At 59.7% G+C, this 18,279-nt stretch carries 16 protein-coding genes; 13 read left to right on the top strand and 3 right to left on the bottom strand.

Annotated elements, in window-relative coordinates:
• On the bottom strand, positions 1-1,401 hold the full coding sequence (locus F0320_RS08790) for an MFS transporter (RefSeq protein ID WP_126328327.1): 1,401 nt from the start codon (positions 1,399-1,401) through the stop codon (positions 1-3).
• Between the two features lie 233 nt (positions 1,402-1,634).
• Positions 1,635-4,013 (bottom strand): phosphoenolpyruvate synthase, encoded by a 2,379-nt coding sequence (gene ppsA, locus F0320_RS08785; RefSeq protein ID WP_149323857.1) that lies wholly within the window; start codon positions 4,011-4,013, stop codon positions 1,635-1,637.
• Between the two features lie 335 nt (positions 4,014-4,348).
• Between ppsA and ppsR the strand changes: the two genes are divergently transcribed.
• From ppsR to F0320_RS08745, 8 genes are all read left to right on the top strand, one after another.
• The gene (ppsR, locus tag F0320_RS08780) at positions 4,349-5,182 is read left to right on the top strand and encodes a posphoenolpyruvate synthetase regulatory kinase/phosphorylase PpsR (protein ID WP_023311315.1); all 834 of its coding nucleotides are present in this window, start codon (positions 4,349-4,351) and stop codon (positions 5,180-5,182) included.
• Positions 5,183-5,334: 152 nt separating this feature from the next.
• Positions 5,335-6,381, top strand: coding sequence for a 3-deoxy-7-phosphoheptulonate synthase AroH (aroH, locus tag F0320_RS08775; protein WP_023311314.1), 1,047 nt, complete (start codon positions 5,335-5,337; stop codon positions 6,379-6,381).
• Positions 6,382-6,552: 171 nt separating this feature from the next.
• Complete coding sequence (gene hemP, locus F0320_RS08770) at positions 6,553-6,735, top strand: hemin uptake protein HemP (RefSeq protein ID WP_047651981.1); 183 nt, start codon at positions 6,553-6,555, stop codon at positions 6,733-6,735.
• 76 nt (positions 6,736-6,811) lie between these two features.
• The gene (locus tag F0320_RS08765; RefSeq protein ID WP_126328325.1) at positions 6,812-8,794 is read left to right on the top strand and encodes a TonB-dependent hemoglobin/transferrin/lactoferrin family receptor; all 1,983 of its coding nucleotides are present in this window, start codon (positions 6,812-6,814) and stop codon (positions 8,792-8,794) included.
• Between the two features lie 48 nt (positions 8,795-8,842).
• Positions 8,843-9,871, top strand: coding sequence for a hematinate-forming heme oxygenase ChuS (gene chuS, locus F0320_RS08760; RefSeq protein WP_126328324.1), 1,029 nt, complete (start codon positions 8,843-8,845; stop codon positions 9,869-9,871).
• Positions 9,868-10,689, top strand: a complete 822-nt coding sequence (locus F0320_RS08755) for a heme/hemin ABC transporter substrate-binding protein (protein ID WP_047651977.1) — start codon at positions 9,868-9,870, stop codon at positions 10,687-10,689. The genes chuS and F0320_RS08755 overlap by 4 nt, the downstream gene beginning before the upstream one ends.
• The gene (locus F0320_RS08750) at positions 10,689-11,681 is read left to right on the top strand and encodes a FecCD family ABC transporter permease (RefSeq protein WP_126328323.1); all 993 of its coding nucleotides are present in this window, start codon (positions 10,689-10,691) and stop codon (positions 11,679-11,681) included. The genes F0320_RS08755 and F0320_RS08750 overlap by 1 nt, the downstream gene beginning before the upstream one ends.
• Positions 11,674-12,453, top strand: a complete 780-nt coding sequence (locus F0320_RS08745) for a heme ABC transporter ATP-binding protein (protein ID WP_126328322.1) — start codon at positions 11,674-11,676, stop codon at positions 12,451-12,453. Before F0320_RS08750 ends, F0320_RS08745 begins: the two co-directional genes overlap by 8 nt.
• Here the strand turns inward: F0320_RS08745 and F0320_RS08740 are convergent.
• Positions 12,420-13,343, bottom strand: a complete 924-nt coding sequence (locus F0320_RS08740; protein ID WP_185807229.1) for a LysR family transcriptional regulator — start codon at positions 13,341-13,343, stop codon at positions 12,420-12,422. The genes F0320_RS08745 and F0320_RS08740 overlap by 34 nt on opposite strands.
• Positions 13,344-13,483: 140 nt before the next feature.
• Between F0320_RS08740 and F0320_RS08735 the strand changes: the two genes are divergently transcribed.
• Genes F0320_RS08735 through F0320_RS08715 form a run of 5 tightly spaced genes read left to right on the top strand, consistent with a single transcriptional unit; the run spans position 13,484 to position 18,258 of the window.
• Entirely contained in the window at positions 13,484-14,191 is a 708-nt protein-coding gene (locus F0320_RS08735; protein WP_126328320.1) for a CoA transferase subunit A, read from the top strand.
• A gap of 2 nt (positions 14,192-14,193) precedes the next feature.
• Positions 14,194-14,850: a CoA transferase subunit B gene (locus F0320_RS08730; RefSeq protein ID WP_126328319.1), complete on the top strand. Its 657-nt coding sequence runs from the start codon at positions 14,194-14,196 to the stop codon at positions 14,848-14,850.
• A 9-nt stretch (positions 14,851-14,859) separates the two neighbouring features.
• A complete protein-coding gene (locus F0320_RS08725) occupies positions 14,860-16,041 on the top strand; it encodes an acetyl-CoA C-acetyltransferase (protein ID WP_126328318.1) in 1,182 nt (393 codons plus the stop codon).
• A gap of 44 nt (positions 16,042-16,085) precedes the next feature.
• Positions 16,086-17,477 carry a GntP family permease gene (locus tag F0320_RS08720; RefSeq protein WP_039262085.1) on the top strand — a complete coding sequence of 464 codons (1,392 nt, stop codon included), beginning with the start codon at positions 16,086-16,088 and terminating at the stop codon, positions 17,475-17,477.
• 10 nt (positions 17,478-17,487) lie between these two features.
• Positions 17,488-18,258 (top strand): 3-hydroxybutyrate dehydrogenase, encoded by a 771-nt coding sequence (locus tag F0320_RS08715; RefSeq protein ID WP_149323858.1) that lies wholly within the window; start codon positions 17,488-17,490, stop codon positions 18,256-18,258.
• Positions 18,259-18,279 lie beyond the last annotated feature (21 nt).

Below are 18,279 nucleotides of genomic sequence, written 5' to 3'. Positions count from 1 at the left end.
TTACTCCTGTAGTGCGGAAGGGGTTGCCGGGCTGAGCTGCCCCGCCTCGGGTCTGACTTCACGCTTGCTGGCCAGCTCCCGGGCGATAGAATCCACCAGCCGGCTGTTGAGCTTGTAGATGGCAAGCAGCGCGACCATGCAGAGGAACAGCGCGCACGGGATAAGGGTGAACAGCGCGTTGATGGTCGAGAGAACGCCTGGCGCCTGGGTTGCCTGGCCGGGGGCGTAATCCACCATGCCAAGCACCCAGCCGACGACCGCCCCGCCCAGCGCCAGGCCAAACTTGATGGCAAACAGCGCGGTGGAGAAAACCAGCCCGTCCAGACGACGGCCGCTGCGGTGCTCTTCGTAGTCGACCACATCCGAGAACATGGTCCACTGCAGCGGCGTGGTGAGGTTTTGAATAAAGCTAAAGACGATGTTAAGGCCAAAGATTAGCCACACCTGTGAAGGCGGCAGGAAGAAAATCAGCGCGCCGAAGATAACGAAGGAGATAATGGTCCACTGGTAGGCGCGCACGCGGTCAAATTTCCCCAGCAGCCGTTCAGATAATAATGCGCCGCTTAAGGAGGCCACCATGCCGGAAACAATAAAGGCAAAAACCAGATCCGGACGCAGCAGCACATAGTTCACGTAATACATGGTGGCGGAACCGCGCGTCACCACCGCCGTTAACAGCAAAATATTAAACAGGAACACAATACGCCACTGGCTGTTGCCGGCCAGCAGTTTTAAATCGGTGAGCATGGAGCCGGAGGTATCATTGCGCGGAGAATAACGCTCGCGGGTCATCAGGAAACAGCAGAAGAACAGCACAATGCCCAGCAGCCCCATCAGGCTCATGGCATAGAAATAGCCTTTCTGCACGTTGCCCTGGCCTAACAGTGAGACCAGCGGCAGGGCAATAACCGTCACGATCAGCCCGCCGATAAACGACAGGCCAAAGCGCCACGACTGCAGAGAATGACGCTCGCGCGGATCCAGCGTCAGCGCACCGGGCATGGCGCAGTAAGGCACGTTAATCGCGGAGTAAATCAGGCTTAAAATCGCGTAGGTCACGCAGGCATAAACGATTTTTCCCGTCGGCCCAACGTCCGGAACATAGAAGGTAATCAGGCAGCTCACCCCGAACGGAATGGCAAACCACAGCAGCCAGGGACGGAAACGACCGTGGCGCGTCCGGGTGCGGTCAACCAGTGCGCCAATGCACGGATCGACAAACGCATCGACCACGCGCACCACTAAAAACATGGTGCCCATAATCGCGGCGGGCAATCCAAAAACGTCGGTATAGAAATAAGCGAGAAATAACGTTGCCGTTTGCCAGACCAGCGCGCTGGCCATATCGCCTAAGCCATAACCTATTTTATCTTTGGTACGCAATACAGAGGAGAGTGTCATTGTTATTTGCCTTTTTATCAGGTTAAAACGTATTTCAACCAGTTGCGCATCATCGGTAGGGAAATGCGCAGTAAGGCTCAAGTATTAGCAACGCTTTGCGCGCTAACAATTGTCTAAATTGACAGACAAATTATGATATTTGGTTTTTTACTTTATTTGTGATGGGGAGCAAATAAGAAATGAAATAAAAAAGGCGAGGAATAATATCCTCGCCTTTTCGGGTCAGCGTGGCTTTACTTGTTCAGTTCCGCCAGGCTCAGCCAGGTTTGCACCACGGTGTCCGGGTTCAGGGACAGGCTATCGATCCCCTCATCCATCAGCCATGCGGCAAAGTCTTCATGGTCGGATGGACCCTGACCGCAGATCCCAACGTATTTACCCTGCTTCTTCGCCGCGCGGATGGACATAGAGAGCAGCGCTTTCACCGCCTCGTTGCGCTCGTCGAACAGTTCGGAGACCACGCCGGAGTCGCGGTCCAGACCCAGCGTCAGCTGCGTCATGTCGTTCGAGCCGATAGAGAAGCCGTCGAAGTGCTCAAGGAACTGCTCGGCCAGCAGGGCGTTGGACGGGATTTCGCACATCATGATGATCTTCAGCCCGTTCTCGCCGCGCTTCAGACCCTGACGCGCCAGCTCGTCCACCACCGCTTTCGCCTGATCCACGGTACGCACGAACGGGATCATGATTTCGACGTTGGTCAGCCCCATGTCGTTGCGCACGCGTTTCACCGCCTCACACTCCAGCGCGAAGCAGTCGCGGAAGCTGTCGGACACGTAGCGTCCGGCCCCGCGGAAGCCCAGCATCGGGTTCTCTTCTTCCGGCTCGTAGCGCTCGCCGCCGACCAGGTTGGCGTACTCGTTAGACTTAAAGTCAGACAGACGCACGATCACGCGTTTCGGATAGAAGGCAGCGCCCAGCGTCGCGATCCCTTCGGTCAGACGGCCGACGTAGAACTCTCTTGGTGAGTCGTAGCCTTTCATCATCTCGCGGATTTCGTTCTGCAGCTTCGGATCCTGGTCGTCAAACTCCAGCAGCGCGCGCGGGTGAACGCCAATCATACGGTTGATGATAAATTCCAGACGTGCCAGGCCAACGCCTTCGTTCGGCAGGCAGGCGAAGTCAAACGCGCGGTCCGGGTTGCCGACGTTCATCATGATCTTCAGCGGCAGGTCCGGCATGGTATCCACGCTTGAGCTCTTCACGCTGAAGTCGAGGATATCGGCGTAGACGTAGCCGGTATCGCCTTCGGCACAGGAGACGGTCACGTTCTGCCCGTCCTTCATGCGCTCGGTGGCGTCGCCGCAGCCGACAACCGCAGGAATACCCAGCTCGCGGGCGATGATCGCCGCGTGACAGGTACGACCGCCGCGGTTGGTGACGATAGCCGCCGCTTTCTTCATGATCGGTTCCCAGTCCGGGTCGGTCATGTCGGTTACCAGCACGTCGCCTGGCTCAATACGGTTCATCTCGCTGATGTCGTGGATCACTTTAACCGGACCGGCACCGATGCGGTGACCGATGGCGCGGCCTTCCGCCACGATTTTACCCTGCGCGTTCAGCGTATAACGTTCCATCACCTGACCGCGCGAGCGGACGGTTTCCGGACGCGCCTGCACGATAAACAGCTTGCCGGTGTTACCGTCTTTTGCCCATTCGATGTCCATCGGACGGCCGTAGTGTTTTTCGATCTGCACCGCCTGCTTCGCCAGCTCCTGCACTTCGGCGTCGGTCAGGGAGAAGCGGTCGCGCTGCTCCTGCGGTACATCTTCAATTTTAACCTGCTTGCCATGCTCCTGGGTCGGGGCATAGATCATGCGGATTTTTTTCGAGCCCATGGTGCGGCGCACCACCGCCGGACGGCCAGCGGCCAGCGTAGGCTTGTGGACGTAGAATTCGTCGGGGTTAACCGCGCCCTGCACGACCATCTCACCCAGACCCCACGCGGAGGTGATAAACACCACCTGGTCGAAGCCGGATTCGGTATCAATGGAGAACATCACGCCGGATGAGCCCACGTCCGAGCGCACCATGCGCTGCACGCCAGCGGAGAGCGCCACGCCGCGATGGTCGTAGCCCTGGTGCACGCGATAGGAGATCGCACGGTCGTTGAACAGGGAAGCAAACACGTGCTTCACCGCCACCAGCACCGCATCGTAACCCTGGACGTTCAGGAAGGTTTCCTGCTGCCCGGCAAACGAGGCGTCCGGCATATCTTCTGCGGTCGCAGAGGAACGTACGGCAAAGGAGGCCTGCGCATCGTCAGCTGAGAGCTGGTTGTACGCGTCGTGAATGGCTTTTTCCAGTTCCGGCTGGAAAGGTGTGTCGATGATCCACTGGCGGATCTGCGCCCCGGCTTTGGCAAGCTCGGTGACGTCATCAATATCCGTTTTATCCAGCAGGTCGTAAATGCGCTGGTTTACACCGCTCTGGTCTAAAAACAGGTTAAAGGCATCGGCGGTGGTGGCAAACCCGTTCGGTACGGAGACACCCATACCCGACAGATTTGTAATCATTTCACCCAGGGAGGCATTTTTGCCCCCAACTCTGTCTACATCATTCATGCCGAGTTGGTTATACCAAAGCACCAGCGGTGACGAGCCATTGTTGGACATCGAAACAATCCTTTTGTGATATTTGATCGGAGTAAGTAACACCTGACTACGTATTTATACTGGCATATTTATTTCGGCTAAAAAAACGGTGAATCGTGTAAGCAATTTAAAAATTCAACTTTTCGGATACTTTCCCATCAACGATTAACCCGATGATTCCTCTATATTCAGCCAGAAACCCCAAAAATAAAGTCGCTATTTGAAAAATGAAATCCACTTTTCAGGAAAATCAAAAACAGCGTTTCATTCATAATTAGGATAAGTTCTTTGCTGTGTAAATTACTTTTTTAATTTATGCTTTCAGACAATTAGGTCTGATATTCAGGGTGAGTAAAATGGATAGTGCTGTCGATCGCCATGTTTTTTATATTTCTGATGGTACGGCGATCACCGCCGAGGTGCTGGGGCACGCGGTGATGTCGCAGTTTCCCGTCTCGATTAACAGCATCACGCTGCCGTTTGTCGAAAACGAGAGCCGCGCCAAAGCGGTGAAGGACCAGATCGACGCCATCTACCAGCAGACCGGCGTCCGCCCGCTGGTGTTCTACTCCATCGTGATCCCGGAGATTCGCTCCATCATTCTGCAAAGTGAAGGCTTCTGCCAGGATATCGTGCAGGCGCTGGTGGCGCCGCTGCAGAGCGAGCTTAAGCTCGACCCGACCCCGATTGCCCACCGTACCCACGGGCTAAACCCCGGCAACCTGACCAAGTACGACGCGCGTATCGCCGCTATCGACTACACCCTTGCCCACGACGACGGTATCTCGCTGCGAAATCTCGACCAGGCGCAGGTGATCCTGCTCGGCGTGTCGCGCTGCGGCAAAACGCCGACCAGCCTCTACCTGGCGATGCAGTTCGGTATTCGCGCCGCAAACTACCCGTTTATCGCCGACGACATGGATAACCTGGTGCTGCCCGCCGCCCTTAAGCCGCTGCAGCACAAGCTGTTCGGCCTGACCATTAATCCGGAACGCCTTGCCGCCATCCGCGAAGAGCGCCGCGAGAACAGCCGCTACGCCTCCATGCGCCAGTGCCGAATGGAGGTCTCAGAAGTGGAGGCCCTGTACCGCAAAAACCAGATCCCTTGGCTGAACAGCACCAACTATTCGGTTGAAGAAATTGCCACCAAAATTCTCGACATCATGGGGCTTAATCGCCGCATGTACTAATACGCTAGTACATTAACTCAGATTCAGGTATCATCATCTGCAACCACGGGGCGATGTCGCCCCGAACTTGAAATCAGCAGGGATTGGTTTAAGGTGATGCCCATCACTTCCCGGTAGTCTGCCGATGAAGCAAAAATTTTCTGAGACATTCCATGAATAAAACCGATGAACTCCGCACTGCGCGCATTGACAGCCTGGTCACGCCGGCTGAACTGGCCCAGCGGCATCCCGTTTCCGCCGCCGTCGCGGAACATGTGACGGCCTCCCGCCGCCGCATTGAAAAAATCCTTAACGGTGAAGACAAACGTCTTCTGGTGGTGATTGGGCCTTGCTCCATCCACGATCTGGATGCCGCGATGGATTATGCAAAACGACTCCAGGGACTGCGGGATAAGTACCAGCATCGCCTTGAGATCGTGATGCGCACCTACTTTGAAAAACCGCGCACCGTGGTGGGCTGGAAAGGCCTGATTTCCGATCCTGACCTCAACGGCAGCTATCGCGTTAACCACGGTATCGAGCTGGCGCGGAAGCTGCTTTTACAGGTCAACGAGCTGGGCGTGCCGACGGCGACCGAGTTTCTCGATATGGTGACCGGGCAGTTTATCGCCGATCTGATCAGCTGGGGCGCGATTGGCGCGCGCACCACCGAAAGCCAGATCCACCGCGAGATGGCCTCCGCCCTCTCCTGTCCGGTCGGCTTTAAAAACGGGACCGATGGCAACACCCGTATCGCGGTTGATGCCATCCGCGCTGCCCGTGCCAGCCACATGTTCCTGTCGCCGGACAAGAGCGGTCACATGACCATCTACCAGACCAGCGGTAACCCGTACGGGCATATCATTATGCGTGGCGGCAAAAAACCGAACTATCATGCGCAAGATATCGCAGCAGCCTGCGAAACGCTGGCCGAGTTCGACCTGCCGGAACACTTGGTGGTGGACTTCAGCCACGGCAACTGCCAGAAGCAGCATCGTCGCCAGCTGGACGTCTGCGATGAGATATGCCAGCAGATCCGCAGCGGCTCGACCGCCGTTGCAGGGATTATGGCTGAGAGCTTTATCAAAGAAGGCACGCAGAAAATCGTTGCCGGGCAGCAGATGGTTTACGGTCAGTCGATCACCGACCCGTGCCTGAGCTGGGAAGACAGCGAACTGCTGCTGGAGAAGCTGGCGTCGGCGGTAGATACGCGCTTCTGAAATCCCACCCTTCTCCCTCTCCCTGTGGGAGAGGGTCGGGGTGAGGGCATCAGACCGCACCTCACCCCAAATTTGATCCTCTCACCCTTTTTTCATAAAAACGCTTGCCGTGAATTTGCAGTTTATTGATAATGATTATCATTGTTACATTGATTGTTATTTATAAACATTATGTCACGTACGGATAACAGCGCGGCAACGCCAGCAAAAACAGACACAGCACCAGCCCTTTCCGAGCGTCGGATTGACAGCAAAACCCTCCTCGGCGATGAGGGCCGGGTCATTATCGAGCATGACGGCCAGCGCTATCTGCTGCGCCAGACCCATGCCGGAAAACTGATCCTCACAAAATAAACAACACAAACAATACGCCAGCCACCCAGGTGACACCCAGGCAGCCAGCGCTTTTCACTTCTTATGGAGAGTTGCTATGCCACACCTGCCTTCCGCATCTTTACGCCCGTCACTTCTGGCGCTGGCGATTGTCAGCGCCCTGCCGGGAGTCGCGTTTGCCGCCACAGATGACATTACCGTCACCGCCACGGGCAACGCCCGCAGCGCCTTTGAAGCCCCCATGATGGTGAACGTGATTGACGCCAGCGCGCCGGAGAAGCAAACCGCCAGCTCTGCTGCCGACCTGCTGCGTAACGTCCCCGGCCTGACGCTGGACGGCACCGGGCGCACCAACGGGCAGGACGTGAACCTGCGCGGATATGACCGTCGCGGCGTGCTGGTGCTGGTTGACGGCGTGCGCCAGGGCACCGATACCGGCCACCTGAACAGCACCTTCCTCGATCCCGCGCTCATCAAACGTATCGAAGTGGTCCGCGGCCCGTCGGCCCTGCTGTACGGCAGCGGCGCGCTGGGCGGCGTGATTTCGTATGACACCGTTGATGCAAAAGATCTGCTGGAGCCGGGTAAAAACAGTGGTTACCGCGTGTTTGGTACTGGCGCGACGGGCGATCGTAGCCTCGGGATGGGCGCCAGCGCCTATGGCCGCACCGATACGCTGGACGGTCTGGTCTCATGGTCCAGCCGGGATCGCGGTGACATCCGCCAGAGCGACGGCGCAAGCGCGCCTAATGACGAGTCCATCAATAACATGCTGGCGAAAGGCAGCTGGAAAATCGACCCGGCCCAGACCCTGAGCGGCTCGCTGCGCTACTACAACAACGATGCCCAGGAGCCAAAAAATCCGCAAACCATCGGGGCGGACAGCAGTAACCCGATGACCGATCGCTCCACCATTCAGCGCGACGCGCAGCTGGGCTACAGCATCGCCCCGGAAGATAACGACTGGCTGAATGCCGATGCGAAGGTTTACTGGTCCGAAGCGCGCATCAATGCCCAGAACATCGACGGCAGCGGCGAGTTTCGCAAGCAAACCACCAAAGGCGGCAAGGTGGAAAACCGCACCCGTCTGTTCAGCGACACCTTTGCAGCACACCTTCTGACCTACGGCGGAGAATACTACCGTCAGGAGCAGCATCCGGGCGGGGCCACCACCGGGTTCCCGGAGGCGAAAATTGATTTCAGCTCTGGCTGGCTGCAGGACGAAATTACCCTGCGCGACCTCCCCGTCACTCTTCTTGGCGGTACCCGCTATGACAACTACCGCGGCAGCAGCAATGGCTACGACGATGTCGATGCCGATAAATGGTCCTCCCGCGCCGGATTGACCGTCAGCCCAACCGACTGGCTGATGCTGTTTGGCTCGTACGCGCAGGCGTTCCGCGCGCCGACTATGGGCGAGATGTATAACGACGCCAAACACTTCTCCATTGGCCGCTTCTATACCAACTACTGGGTGCCAAACCCGAACCTGCGCCCGGAAACCAACGAAACGCAGGAGTTTGGATTTGGCCTGCGCTTTGACGATCTCATGCTTGCCAACGATGCGCTGGAGTTCAAAGCCAGCTACTTCGATACCAAAGCCAAAGACTATATCTCTACCACCGTCGATTTTGCGGCGGCAACCACCATGTCCTATAACGTCCCGAACGCCAAAATCTGGGGCTGGGACATGATGGCAAAATACTCTGCCGACCTATTCAACCTGGACCTGGCCTATAACCGCACGCGCGGGAAAGACAGCGATACGGGCGAGTACATCTCCAGCATCAACCCGGATACCGTCACCAGCAAGCTGGACATTCCGGTGGCGCAAAGCGGGTTCTCCGTCGGCTGGATTGGCACCTTTGTCGATCGCTCAACGCATATCAGCAGCAGCTACAGCAAACAGCCGGGCTATGCGGTTAACGACTTCTATGTCAGCTATAAGGGCCAGGAGCGACTCAAAGGCGTGACCACGACGCTGGTACTCGGCAACGCCTTTGACAAAGAATACTGGTCACCTCAGGGCATTCCTCAGGATGGTCGTAATGGGAAGATTTTCGTCAGTTATCAATGGTAATCCCTTCGCTCCGGGCTGACCGGGGCATTGCTTTGAAAGGAAGAGACAATGAATCACTACACACGCTGGCTTGAGCTAAAAAAAGAAAATCCGGGTAAGTACGCGCGCGACGTCGCAGGGTTAATGAACATCAGCGAAGCAGAGCTCACCTTTGCCCGCGTGGGACACGACGCCTGGCGACTGCACGGTGAAATCCGCGAGATCCTGGGCGCGCTGGAGACGGTGGGCGAAACCAAATGTATCTGCCGCAACGAATACGCCGTTCACGAACAGGTAGGGAATTTCACCAACCAGCACCTGAACGGCCACGCCGGGCTGGTGCTGAACCCGCGCGCGCTGGATCTGCGCCTGTTCCTCAACCAGTGGGCAAGCGCGTTTCACATCAGCGAAGCCACCGCCCGCGGCGAGCGGCAGAGCATTCAGTTCTTCGACCACCAGGGGGATGCCCTGCTGAAGGTCTACGCCACGGATAATACCGACGTTTCCGCCTGGGGCGACGCGCTGACCCGCTTTATCTTTGCTGACAACCCGCCGCTTGAACTGAAGGTTGCCGATGCCCCGGCTCACGCAGAAAACGCAAACGCGGCTCTCGTGGATAAAGAGTGGCGCGCCATGACCGACGTGCACCAGTTCTTCAGCCTGCTGAAGCGCCACAATCTTAGCCGCCAACAGGCGTTTCGCCTGGTGGGGGACGATCTGGCCTGTCGGGTAGAGAACAGCGCGCTGGCGCAGCTGCTGGAGACGGCGCGTCGGGACGGCAATGAAATCATGGTCTTCGTCGGCAACCGCGGCTGCGTGCAGATTTTCACCGGCGCGGTGGAAAAGCTGGCGCCGATGAAAGGCTGGCTGAACGTCTTTAACCCAACCTTTACCCTGCATTTGCTTGAAGACGCCATTGCGGAGACGTGGGTCACGCGCAAACCAACCGCAGATGGGCATGTCACCAGTCTGGAGCTGTTTGCCGCCGACGGGACGCAAATCGCCCAGCTGTACGGCCAGCGCACCGAAGGCGAGCCGGAGCAAAGCCAGTGGCGCAGCCAGATAGACGCCCTGACGGCGAAAGGGCTGGCCGCATGAAACGGTGGCTAGTCCTCCTCAGCGCCCTGCCCCTGCTGGTGTTTGCTGCGCCGCAGGAGAAAATCGTCACGCTCGGTGGTGACGTCACCGAGATTGTCTACGCCCTCGGCGCGTCGTCTTCTCTGGTGGCCCGCGACAGCACAAGCCAGTGGCCGCAGGCGGCGAACGCGCTGCCGGACGTGGGCTATCTGCGTCAGCTCAACGCGGAAGGGATCTTATCCATGCGCCCCACGCTGGTGCTGGCCAGCGCCCAGGCGCAGCCCTCTCTGGCGCTAAAGCAGGTTGAGCAAAGCCACGTCAGGGTAATCGTTGTTCCCGCCGGTAACGACCTGAAAGTCATTGACGAAAAGGTGCGGATCGTCGCTGAAGCGACGCACCGCGAGGCCGAGGGGGAAGTCCTGCGCAATACGCTGCGTCATGCGCTGTCGGCGCTTCCCGCGTCACCGATCGATAAGCGGGTACTGTTTATTCTCAACCACGGCGGGATGACCGCCATGGCCGCCGGACAACAGACCGGCGCGGACGCGGCCATTCGTGCGGCGGGGCTGCAGAACGCGATGCAGGGGTTCACCCGCTATCAGCCGCTGTCTCAGGAAGGGACAATTGCCAGCCGGCCCGATCTGGTGGTGATTTCGCAGGACGGGATCAACGCCCTGGGTGGGGAAGCGAATCTGTGGAAGCTGCCCGGCCTGGCGCAAACCCCGGCAGGACGTAATAAGCAGGTGCTGGCGATTGATGATATGGCGCTGCTGGGCTTCAGCGTGCGAACGCCGGAAGCCATCCGGCAGCTGCGTGCCAAAGCGGAGCAGCTGCCCTGATGTCCCGGCGGATAGCCTTATCGTTATGGATGCTGGCCGCGATCCTGACAATCATGACGCTCGCAGCGACCGGGGTTGGGGCATTACGCCTGCCGGTCAGCCTGCTGTGGAACGGCACCGACGAGGCGCTGCGTCAGATCTGGCTGACGATCCGCCTGCCCCGCGTGCTGCTGGCGCTGACGATCGGCGGTTCGCTGGCGCTGGCGGGCTGCGTGATGCAGGGGCTGTTTCGAAATCCGCTGGCGGACCCGGGGCTGCTCGGCATCAGCAGCGGCGCGGCGCTCGCCGTTGCGCTGTGGGTGGTGATTCCGCTCTCGCTGCCTGCCCTGGTGATGCTGTATGCCCCGATGCTGGCGGCGTTTCTCGGCGCGCTGGCCGCCACCTTCGTGATTTTCCTGCTCAGCCGACAGCGTGACGCTTCCCTGTCGCGCCTGCTGCTGGTGGGCATTGCCATCAACGCCCTGTGCGGCGCAGCCGTCGGCGTACTGTCATGGCTCAGCAATGATGCACAGCTTCGCCAGCTTTCGCTCTGGGGAATGGGCAGCCTCGGCCAGGCGCAGTGGTCAACGCTGCTGGCCGTCGCGTCGCTGATGGTCCCCACCGCGCTGGCGATCTGGCGTCTGGCAGGCGCCCTCAACCTGCTGCAGTTGGGCGACGAAGAGGCGCACTACCTCGGCGTGGAGGTTGCCGTCGTGCAGCGGATCCTGCTGCTGTGCAGTGCCCTGCTGGTGGCTGCCGCCGTTGCGGTCAGCGGCGTGATCGGCTTCGTCGGCCTGGTGGTGCCGCACCTGGTGCGCATGTGGCTGGGAGCCGACCACCGGGCGGTGCTCCCCGGTTCGGTGCTGGCCGGCGCGCTGCTCCTGCTGGTGGCCGATACGCTGGCGCGCAGCCTCGTCGCTCCGGCGGAAATGCCGGTCGGCTTACTGACCAGCCTTCTCGGCGCGCCGTGGTTTCTGTGGCTTATCTTTCGTCGCGGAGGGGCGCATGGCTGAACGCTACTGTGCAGAAAACCTTGTTTTTTGCGCCGGACAACGCACGCTGATTAACGACGTGTCGCTGACCTTATCTCAGGGCGAGCTGGTGGCGCTGATTGGCCCCAACGGCGCAGGGAAATCAACGCTGTTGCGGCTGCTTACCGGCTATCTTAAACCGGCAGCCGGACAGTGCAGCCTGGCGGGCACACCGCTTGCGGCCTGGCAGCCAGAAACGCTCTCCCGCTACCGGGCGGTGATGCGCCAGAGCACGCAGCTCGGATTTGACTGGCCGGTTGAGGCGGTCGTCGGTATGGGGCGTGCGCCCTGGACCCGCGCGCCAGAAGCGTCGGTGATTGAGGAGGTCATGGCTATTACCGGCTGTTTACCGCTGGCGGGCAGGCAGTTTGCCGCCCTATCCGGCGGCGAGCAGCAGCGCATCCAGCTCGCCCGCGCGCTGGCCCAGCTCTGGTGCGACGGTGCGCCGCGCGGCTGGCTGTTTCTTGATGAACCGACGTCTGCGCTCGATCTCTATCACCAGCAGCATCTGCTGCGCCTGCTGAAATCCCTGACCAGCCGGGGACATCTGCACGTGTGCGCGGTGCTGCACGACCTCAATTTAGCGGCGCTGTGGGCGGATCGCATCCTGCTGCTGCACGGCGGTAAAATCGTCTCCCGGGGGGAACCGGAAACCGTTTTGCAGGCCGATACGCTGGCGCGCTGGTACGGCGCGCAGGTTATCGTCGGCAGGCATCCGGCTCACGCCGCGCCGCAGGTGTTTCTCGCCCCCTGATCGGGCTGATAAAAATCCTTCAGCGTCTCCAGCAGGGCATGCGCCGCTTTAGAGAGCTGCGTGTGCCCGGGATGGATTGCTCCAATGCACTTTTCTATCGGCGGGTTATCCAGCGGGATACAGACCGCGCCCAGCGCCGTCATCTGCGCCTCGCAGAGCGCCGGGACGGCACTGCCGCCCAGCCCGCTCGCGACCATTCGCCCGACCGTCACCAGCTGATGACTCTCCAGCGCCACCTCCAGCTTTCTGCCGCTTCGCGCCAGCTCCTCCTCCATCATCAGACGTACCGCCGACGGGCGCTGCAGGGTGATGAAATCCAGCGTCAGCAGCTCTTCCCATGACAGGCGCTTCTTGCCTGCCAGCGAGGAATCTTTCGGCACGATGGCAACAAACCTGTCGAGGCCCAGCGGGGTAAACAGCAGGTTGTGCGTCGGTGCCGGTTCAAAGGCGATGCCCATCTCGACTCGCCCCTCCCGCACCATCTCTATCACCTGCTCGTTGATAACGTCATGCACGGTGACGTTGATCCCGGCATGACGATCGCGAAACGCTTTTAGCACCTCGGGCAGGACATTTGCGGCAAACGACGGCATGGCCGCTACCGAGATTTTACCGCGCTGCAGGGTAAAGCACTGGTGCATTGCCTCTTCGACGTTATCCCAGTCGGCAAGCAGCTGGCGCGCCATCGGCAAAAACGTTTCTCCCTCCTGCGTCAACGCGACCTTGCGCGTGCTCCGCTGCAGCAGCGGTCCGCCGAGCGCATCCTCCAGCGCTTTAATCGTCAGGCTCAGGGCCGGCTGGGAAAGATTCAGCCGTTCGCTGGCGTGGGCGAAATTGAGAGTGTGAGCTACCGCTAAAAACGCGCGTAACTGTTTGACACTCATTCTCATTTTTCATCCTGTTAACTAATTGAAAAAATTTAGTTAACAGGAAATTAATAAAAAAACCAAATGAGTGGGTCACAAATTCAAAATTAACAAATGAGTCGCCGCCCCTAATGATACCGGCACGGATAACGGGAGGGATGACTATGGCGGGACTGGATAAGCGCGTCGGCAGCTATGCGCAGGCGCTGGATGGGCTGACGGACGGGATGACCTTACTGGCGGGCGGCTTCGGCCTGTGCGGTATTCCGGAGAACCTGATTGCAGAGGTCAGACGCCGTCAGGTGAAAGATCTGACGGTGGTATCAAACAACTGCGGCGTGGACGGTTTCGGTCTCGGGATACTGCTCGAAACGCGTCAGGTTCGCAGAGTGGTGGCCTCTTACGTCGGCGAGAACGCCCTGTTTGAGCAGCAGGTGCTGAGCGGCGAACTGGAGATTGAACTCACGCCTCAGGGCACGCTGGCGGAAAAGGTGCGCGCGGGCGGCGCGGGCATTCCGGCATTTTACACGGCCACCGGCTACGGCACGCCCGTGGCTGACGGCAAAGACGTGCGCCAGTTTGCGGGGAAGCACTACATCCTTGAAGAGGCTATTACCGGGGATTTCGCGCTGATTAAGGGCTGGAAAGCGGACTGGTACGGCAACGTTGTCTACCGGCATACCGCGCAAAATTTTAATCCGCTGATGGCAACGGCGGGCCGGATAACGGTCGTCGAGGTGGAAGAGATTGTTCCCCCGGGTGAGCTGCCCCCGTCGGCCATTCATACCCCGGGCATTTACGTCGACAGGCTGATTGTCGGCCAGTTTGAAAAACGCATTGAACAGCGCACCCTGCGCGCGGAAGGAGTCTGACGATGTTAACCCGTGAACAGATGGCCATACGCGTCGCCCGCGAGCTGCGCGACGGGTATTACGTCAACCTGGGGATCGGTATCCCTACCCTGGTGGCGAACTACATTCCGGACGGGATGGACGTGATGCTTCAGTCGGAAAACGGGCTGCTGGGGATGGGGGCTTTTCCTGACGAGCAGAGCCTTGACGCCGACATGATCAACGCTGGTAAACAGACCGTGACCGCGCGAACCGGCGCAGCCATTTTCGACTCGGCCCAGTCGTTTGCCATGATCCGCGGCGGTCATGTCGACCTGACCGTGCTGGGCGCGTTTGAAGTGGACGTCGAGGGCAATATCGCCTCTTGGATGATCCCCGGAAAGATGGTGAAGGGCATGGGCGGCGCGATGGATCTCGTCGCCGGGGCGCAGAACATCATTGTGGTGATGACCCACGCGTCTAAAAGCGGTGAATCAAAGCTGCTGCCGCGCTGCACGCTGCCGCTCACGGGCGCGGGCTGTATCCGTCGGGTCTTAACCGACCTCGCATTGCTGGAGATCGAGGACGGCGCGTTCATCCTGCTGGAATACGCACCCGGCGTCAGCATCGACGAAATTGCGGCTAAGACGGCCGGGAAAATGATTGTGGCGGACGACGTTCGCGAGATGCGCTTCAACTGAGGACTCACGATGAAAGAAGTCATGATTGTCGGGGCCACGCGAACCCCCATAGGCAGTTTTCGCGGATCGCTATCGTCCCTTTCAGCGGTTGAGCTGGGGGCCATCGCGGTGCGGCACCTGCTGGAGAACAGCGATCTTCACGAAGAACAGGTAGATGAACTTATTTTCGGGCAGGTGCTGACGGCGGGATGCGGGCAAAACCCGGCGCGCCAGACGGCCATCGCCGCCGGATTACCCGTCAGCACGCCGGCGACAACGGTCAACCTGGTCTGCGGCGCGGGATTAAAAGCGGTGCAGCTCGCCGCGCAGGCGATCCGCTGCGGCGACGCGGAAGCGATTATCGCTGGCGGTCAGGAGAGCATGAGCAACGCCCCCTATCTGCTGGACGGCGCGCGTTCAGGGCTGCGTTTTGGCCATACAGGCCTGCAGGACAGCATGATTACCGACGGCCTGTGGGACGCGTTCAACGATTATCACATGGGGATCACCGCTGAAAACGTCGCCCGGGAGAATGCCATTTCCCGCGAGCAGCAGGACGCCTTTGCCGCCCGGTCGCAGCACAAAGCGGCTTTTGCCCTCGAAGCGGGTCGGTTTGACGCCGAGATAGCGCCGGTAACGGTAAAACAGGGTAAAAAACCGCCGCTTATCGTCCGCCGTGACGAACAGCCCCGGCCAGGCACCACCGCCGAGCAGCTGGCGCAGCTGCGCCCCGCCTTTTTGCAGGCGGAAGGCACGGTGACGGCCGGAAATGCGTCGACGCTCAACGACGGTGCCGCCGCGGTGCTGCTGATGAGCGGCGAAAAGGCGCGGGAGAGCGGTTTGCCAGTTCTCGGTCGCATCGTGAGCTACGCCGTGACGGGCGTTGACCCGTCGGTGATGGGCATCGGTCCGGTCAGCGCCTGCCGGACGGCTCTGTCGCGGGCGGGCTGGACGCTGGATGACGTGGACCTCATTGAAGCCAATGAGGCCTTTGCCGCCCAGGCGCTGGCGGTGGGCAAGCAGCTCGGCTGGGATGAGCGCAGGGTGAACGTTAACGGCGGCGCTATCGCCCTGGGTCATCCGATTGGCGCCTCCGGCTGCCGCATCCTCGTGACGCTGCTGTACGAAATGCAGCGCCGTGACGTCAAAAAAGGGCTCGTCACCCTGTGCGTGGGCGGCGGGCAAGGCATTGCTCTGACCGTCGAGCGTTAAGCATCTCGTTGATACCCTAATAATAATTAAAGTGAGGAGTCGTAATGAGTGTGTTAATTGCCCTGGCGGCGCTGGCGCTGCTGATGCTGGCGGCCTATCGCGGATACAGCGTTATTTTGTTTGCACCGATTGCGGCGCTCGGCGCCGTGCTGCTGACCGATCCGGGTGCCGTCGGCCCGACGTTTACCGGCCTGTTTATGGAAAAGATGGTGGGCTTCGTCAAGCTCTACTTCCCGGTGTTCCTGCTGGGCGCGGTGTTTGGCAAGCTGATTGAGCTTTCCGGTTTCTCACGCTCCATCGTCGCCGCCGCGATTCAGATCCTCGGCCGTCGCCACGCTATTCCGGTGATCGTCCTGGTGTGCGCGCTGCTAACCTACGGCGGCGTATCGCTGTTCGTGGTGGCGTTTGCGGTTTACCCTTTCGCCGCGGAACTGTTCCGCCAGAGCGGCATCCCCAAGCGGCTGATCCCGGCCACCGTGGCGCTGGGGGCGTTTTCGTTTACCATGGACGCCCTGCCCGGCACGCCGCAGATCCAGAACATCATCCCCACCAGCTTCTTTGGCACAAACGCCTGGGCCGCGCCGTGGCTGGGGCTTATCGGCTCTCTGTTTATTATCGTCTTTGGTCTGCTCTGGCTGGAGCGTCAGCGTCGTAAGGCGTTCAATAACAACGAAGGCTACGGTACGGATCTGAAAAATGAACCCGAGACGCCGGATAACATTAACCTTCCACACCCGCTGATTGCTATCTCCCCGCTGCTTGTAGTGGGCATACTGAACCTGCTGTTTACCCGCTGGATCCCCGGCTGGTACGGCACGACCCACGAGCTGACTCTGCCAGGCCTGGCGAAACCCATTGTGACCGAGGTGGGCAAGATCACCGCCATCTGGGCCGTCGAGGCGGCGCTGATCTCCGGTATCGTGCTGGTGCTGATTTTTGGCTTTCGCAATATACGGGGGCGTCTGGCTGAAGGCAGCCGGACCGCGGTGAGCGGTGCCATTCTGGCGGCGATGAATACCGCCTCGGAATACGGTTTCGGCGCGGTGATCGCCGCCCTGCCCGGGTTCCTGGTGTTATCCAAAGCGCTGGCGGCCATCCCGAATCCGCTGCTGAATGAAGCCATCAGCGTGACGGTGCTTGCGGGCATCACCGGCTCGGCGTCCGGCGGGATGAGTATTGCGCTTGCCGCCATGTCCGACTCGTTTGTCGCCGCCGCCCACGCCGCCAATATTCCTCTTGAGGTGCTGCACCGCGTGGCGTCGATGGCGAGCGGCGGGATGGATACCCTTCCCCATAACGGCGCGGTGATTACCCTGCTGGCGATTACCGGCCTGAGCCATCGCCAGGCCTACGGCGGCATTTTCGCTATCACCCTCATTAAAAGTCTGGCAGTGCTTTTTGTCATTGCCGTGTTCTATCTGACCGGCATTGTGTAAGGAGAGAAAGATGAATCTGAACGGTAAGACCGCGCTGGTGACGGGCTCGACCAGCGGCATTGGACTTGGGATCGCCCGCGTGCTGGCGAAGGCCGGGGCACAGCTGATCCTCAACGGTTTCGGCGACAGCGAATCAGCAAGAGAAGAGATTGCGCAACTGGGCAAAAAGCCGGGCTATCACGATGCGGACCTGCGTGACGTGCTGCAAATTGAAGCCATGATGCGCTACGCCGAATCGCAGTTTGGCGGCGTGGACATTCTTGTCAACAACGCAGGGATACAGCATGTCGCCCCGGTTGACGCGTTTCCGGTGGAGATATGGAACGACATTATCGCCATTAATCTCTCCTCGGTATTTCACACCAGCCGGCTGGCGCTGCCCGCCATGCGCGAGAAAAACTGGGGGCGCATCATCAATATCGCCTCGGTTCACGGGCTGGTCGCGTCAAAAGAGAAGTCAGCCTACGTGGCCGCCAAGCATGGCGTAGTGGGCTTTACGAAATCGCTGGCGCTGGAAACCGCCCGCACCGGCATTACCGCCAATACCATCTGTCCCGGCTGGGTGCTGACCCCGCTGGTGCAGCAGCAAATTGATAAGCGCATCGCTGACGGCGTACCGCCGGAGCAGGCTCGGGAACAGCTTCTGGCGGAGAAACAGCCTTCGGGCGAGTTTGTCACCCCGGAGCAGCTGGGTGAACTGGCGCTGTTTTTGTGCAGCGAGGGCGCCGTGAACGTTCGCGGCGTCGCGTGGAATATGGATGGCGGCTGGGTCGCGCAGTGATGTTCAGGCCGGGTAAGGCGA

The sequence above is a fragment of the Enterobacter dykesii genome, assembly GCF_008364625.2.
Lineage (GTDB): Bacteria > Pseudomonadota > Gammaproteobacteria > Enterobacterales > Enterobacteriaceae > Enterobacter > Enterobacter dykesii.
The sequence above is the reverse complement of the archived record's forward strand: the minus strand, read 5'-3'. Positions and strand labels throughout refer to the sequence as shown.

Coding starts and splice junctions, on each gene's coding strand:
- F0320_RS08790 (WP_126328327.1), bottom strand. CDS start 1,401: ATGACACTCTCCTCTGTATTGCGTACCAAAGATAAAATAGGTTATGGC.
- ppsA (WP_149323857.1), bottom strand. CDS start 4,013: ATGTCCAACAATGGCTCGTCACCGCTGGTGCTTTGGTATAACCAACTC.
- ppsR (WP_023311315.1), top strand. CDS start 4,349: ATGGATAGTGCTGTCGATCGCCATGTTTTTTATATTTCTGATGGTACG.
- aroH (WP_023311314.1), top strand. CDS start 5,335: ATGAATAAAACCGATGAACTCCGCACTGCGCGCATTGACAGCCTGGTC.
- hemP (WP_047651981.1), top strand. CDS start 6,553: ATGTCACGTACGGATAACAGCGCGGCAACGCCAGCAAAAACAGACACA.
- F0320_RS08765 (WP_126328325.1), top strand. CDS start 6,812: ATGCCACACCTGCCTTCCGCATCTTTACGCCCGTCACTTCTGGCGCTG.
- chuS (WP_126328324.1), top strand. CDS start 8,843: ATGAATCACTACACACGCTGGCTTGAGCTAAAAAAAGAAAATCCGGGT.
- F0320_RS08755 (WP_047651977.1), top strand. CDS start 9,868: ATGAAACGGTGGCTAGTCCTCCTCAGCGCCCTGCCCCTGCTGGTGTTT.
- F0320_RS08750 (WP_126328323.1), top strand. CDS start 10,689: ATGTCCCGGCGGATAGCCTTATCGTTATGGATGCTGGCCGCGATCCTG.
- F0320_RS08745 (WP_126328322.1), top strand. CDS start 11,674: ATGGCTGAACGCTACTGTGCAGAAAACCTTGTTTTTTGCGCCGGACAA.
- F0320_RS08740 (WP_185807229.1), bottom strand. CDS start 13,343: ATGAGAATGAGTGTCAAACAGTTACGCGCGTTTTTAGCGGTAGCTCAC.
- F0320_RS08735 (WP_126328320.1), top strand. CDS start 13,484: ATGGCGGGACTGGATAAGCGCGTCGGCAGCTATGCGCAGGCGCTGGAT.
- F0320_RS08730 (WP_126328319.1), top strand. CDS start 14,194: ATGTTAACCCGTGAACAGATGGCCATACGCGTCGCCCGCGAGCTGCGC.
- F0320_RS08725 (WP_126328318.1), top strand. CDS start 14,860: ATGAAAGAAGTCATGATTGTCGGGGCCACGCGAACCCCCATAGGCAGT.
- F0320_RS08720 (WP_039262085.1), top strand. CDS start 16,086: ATGAGTGTGTTAATTGCCCTGGCGGCGCTGGCGCTGCTGATGCTGGCG.
- F0320_RS08715 (WP_149323858.1), top strand. CDS start 17,488: ATGAATCTGAACGGTAAGACCGCGCTGGTGACGGGCTCGACCAGCGGC.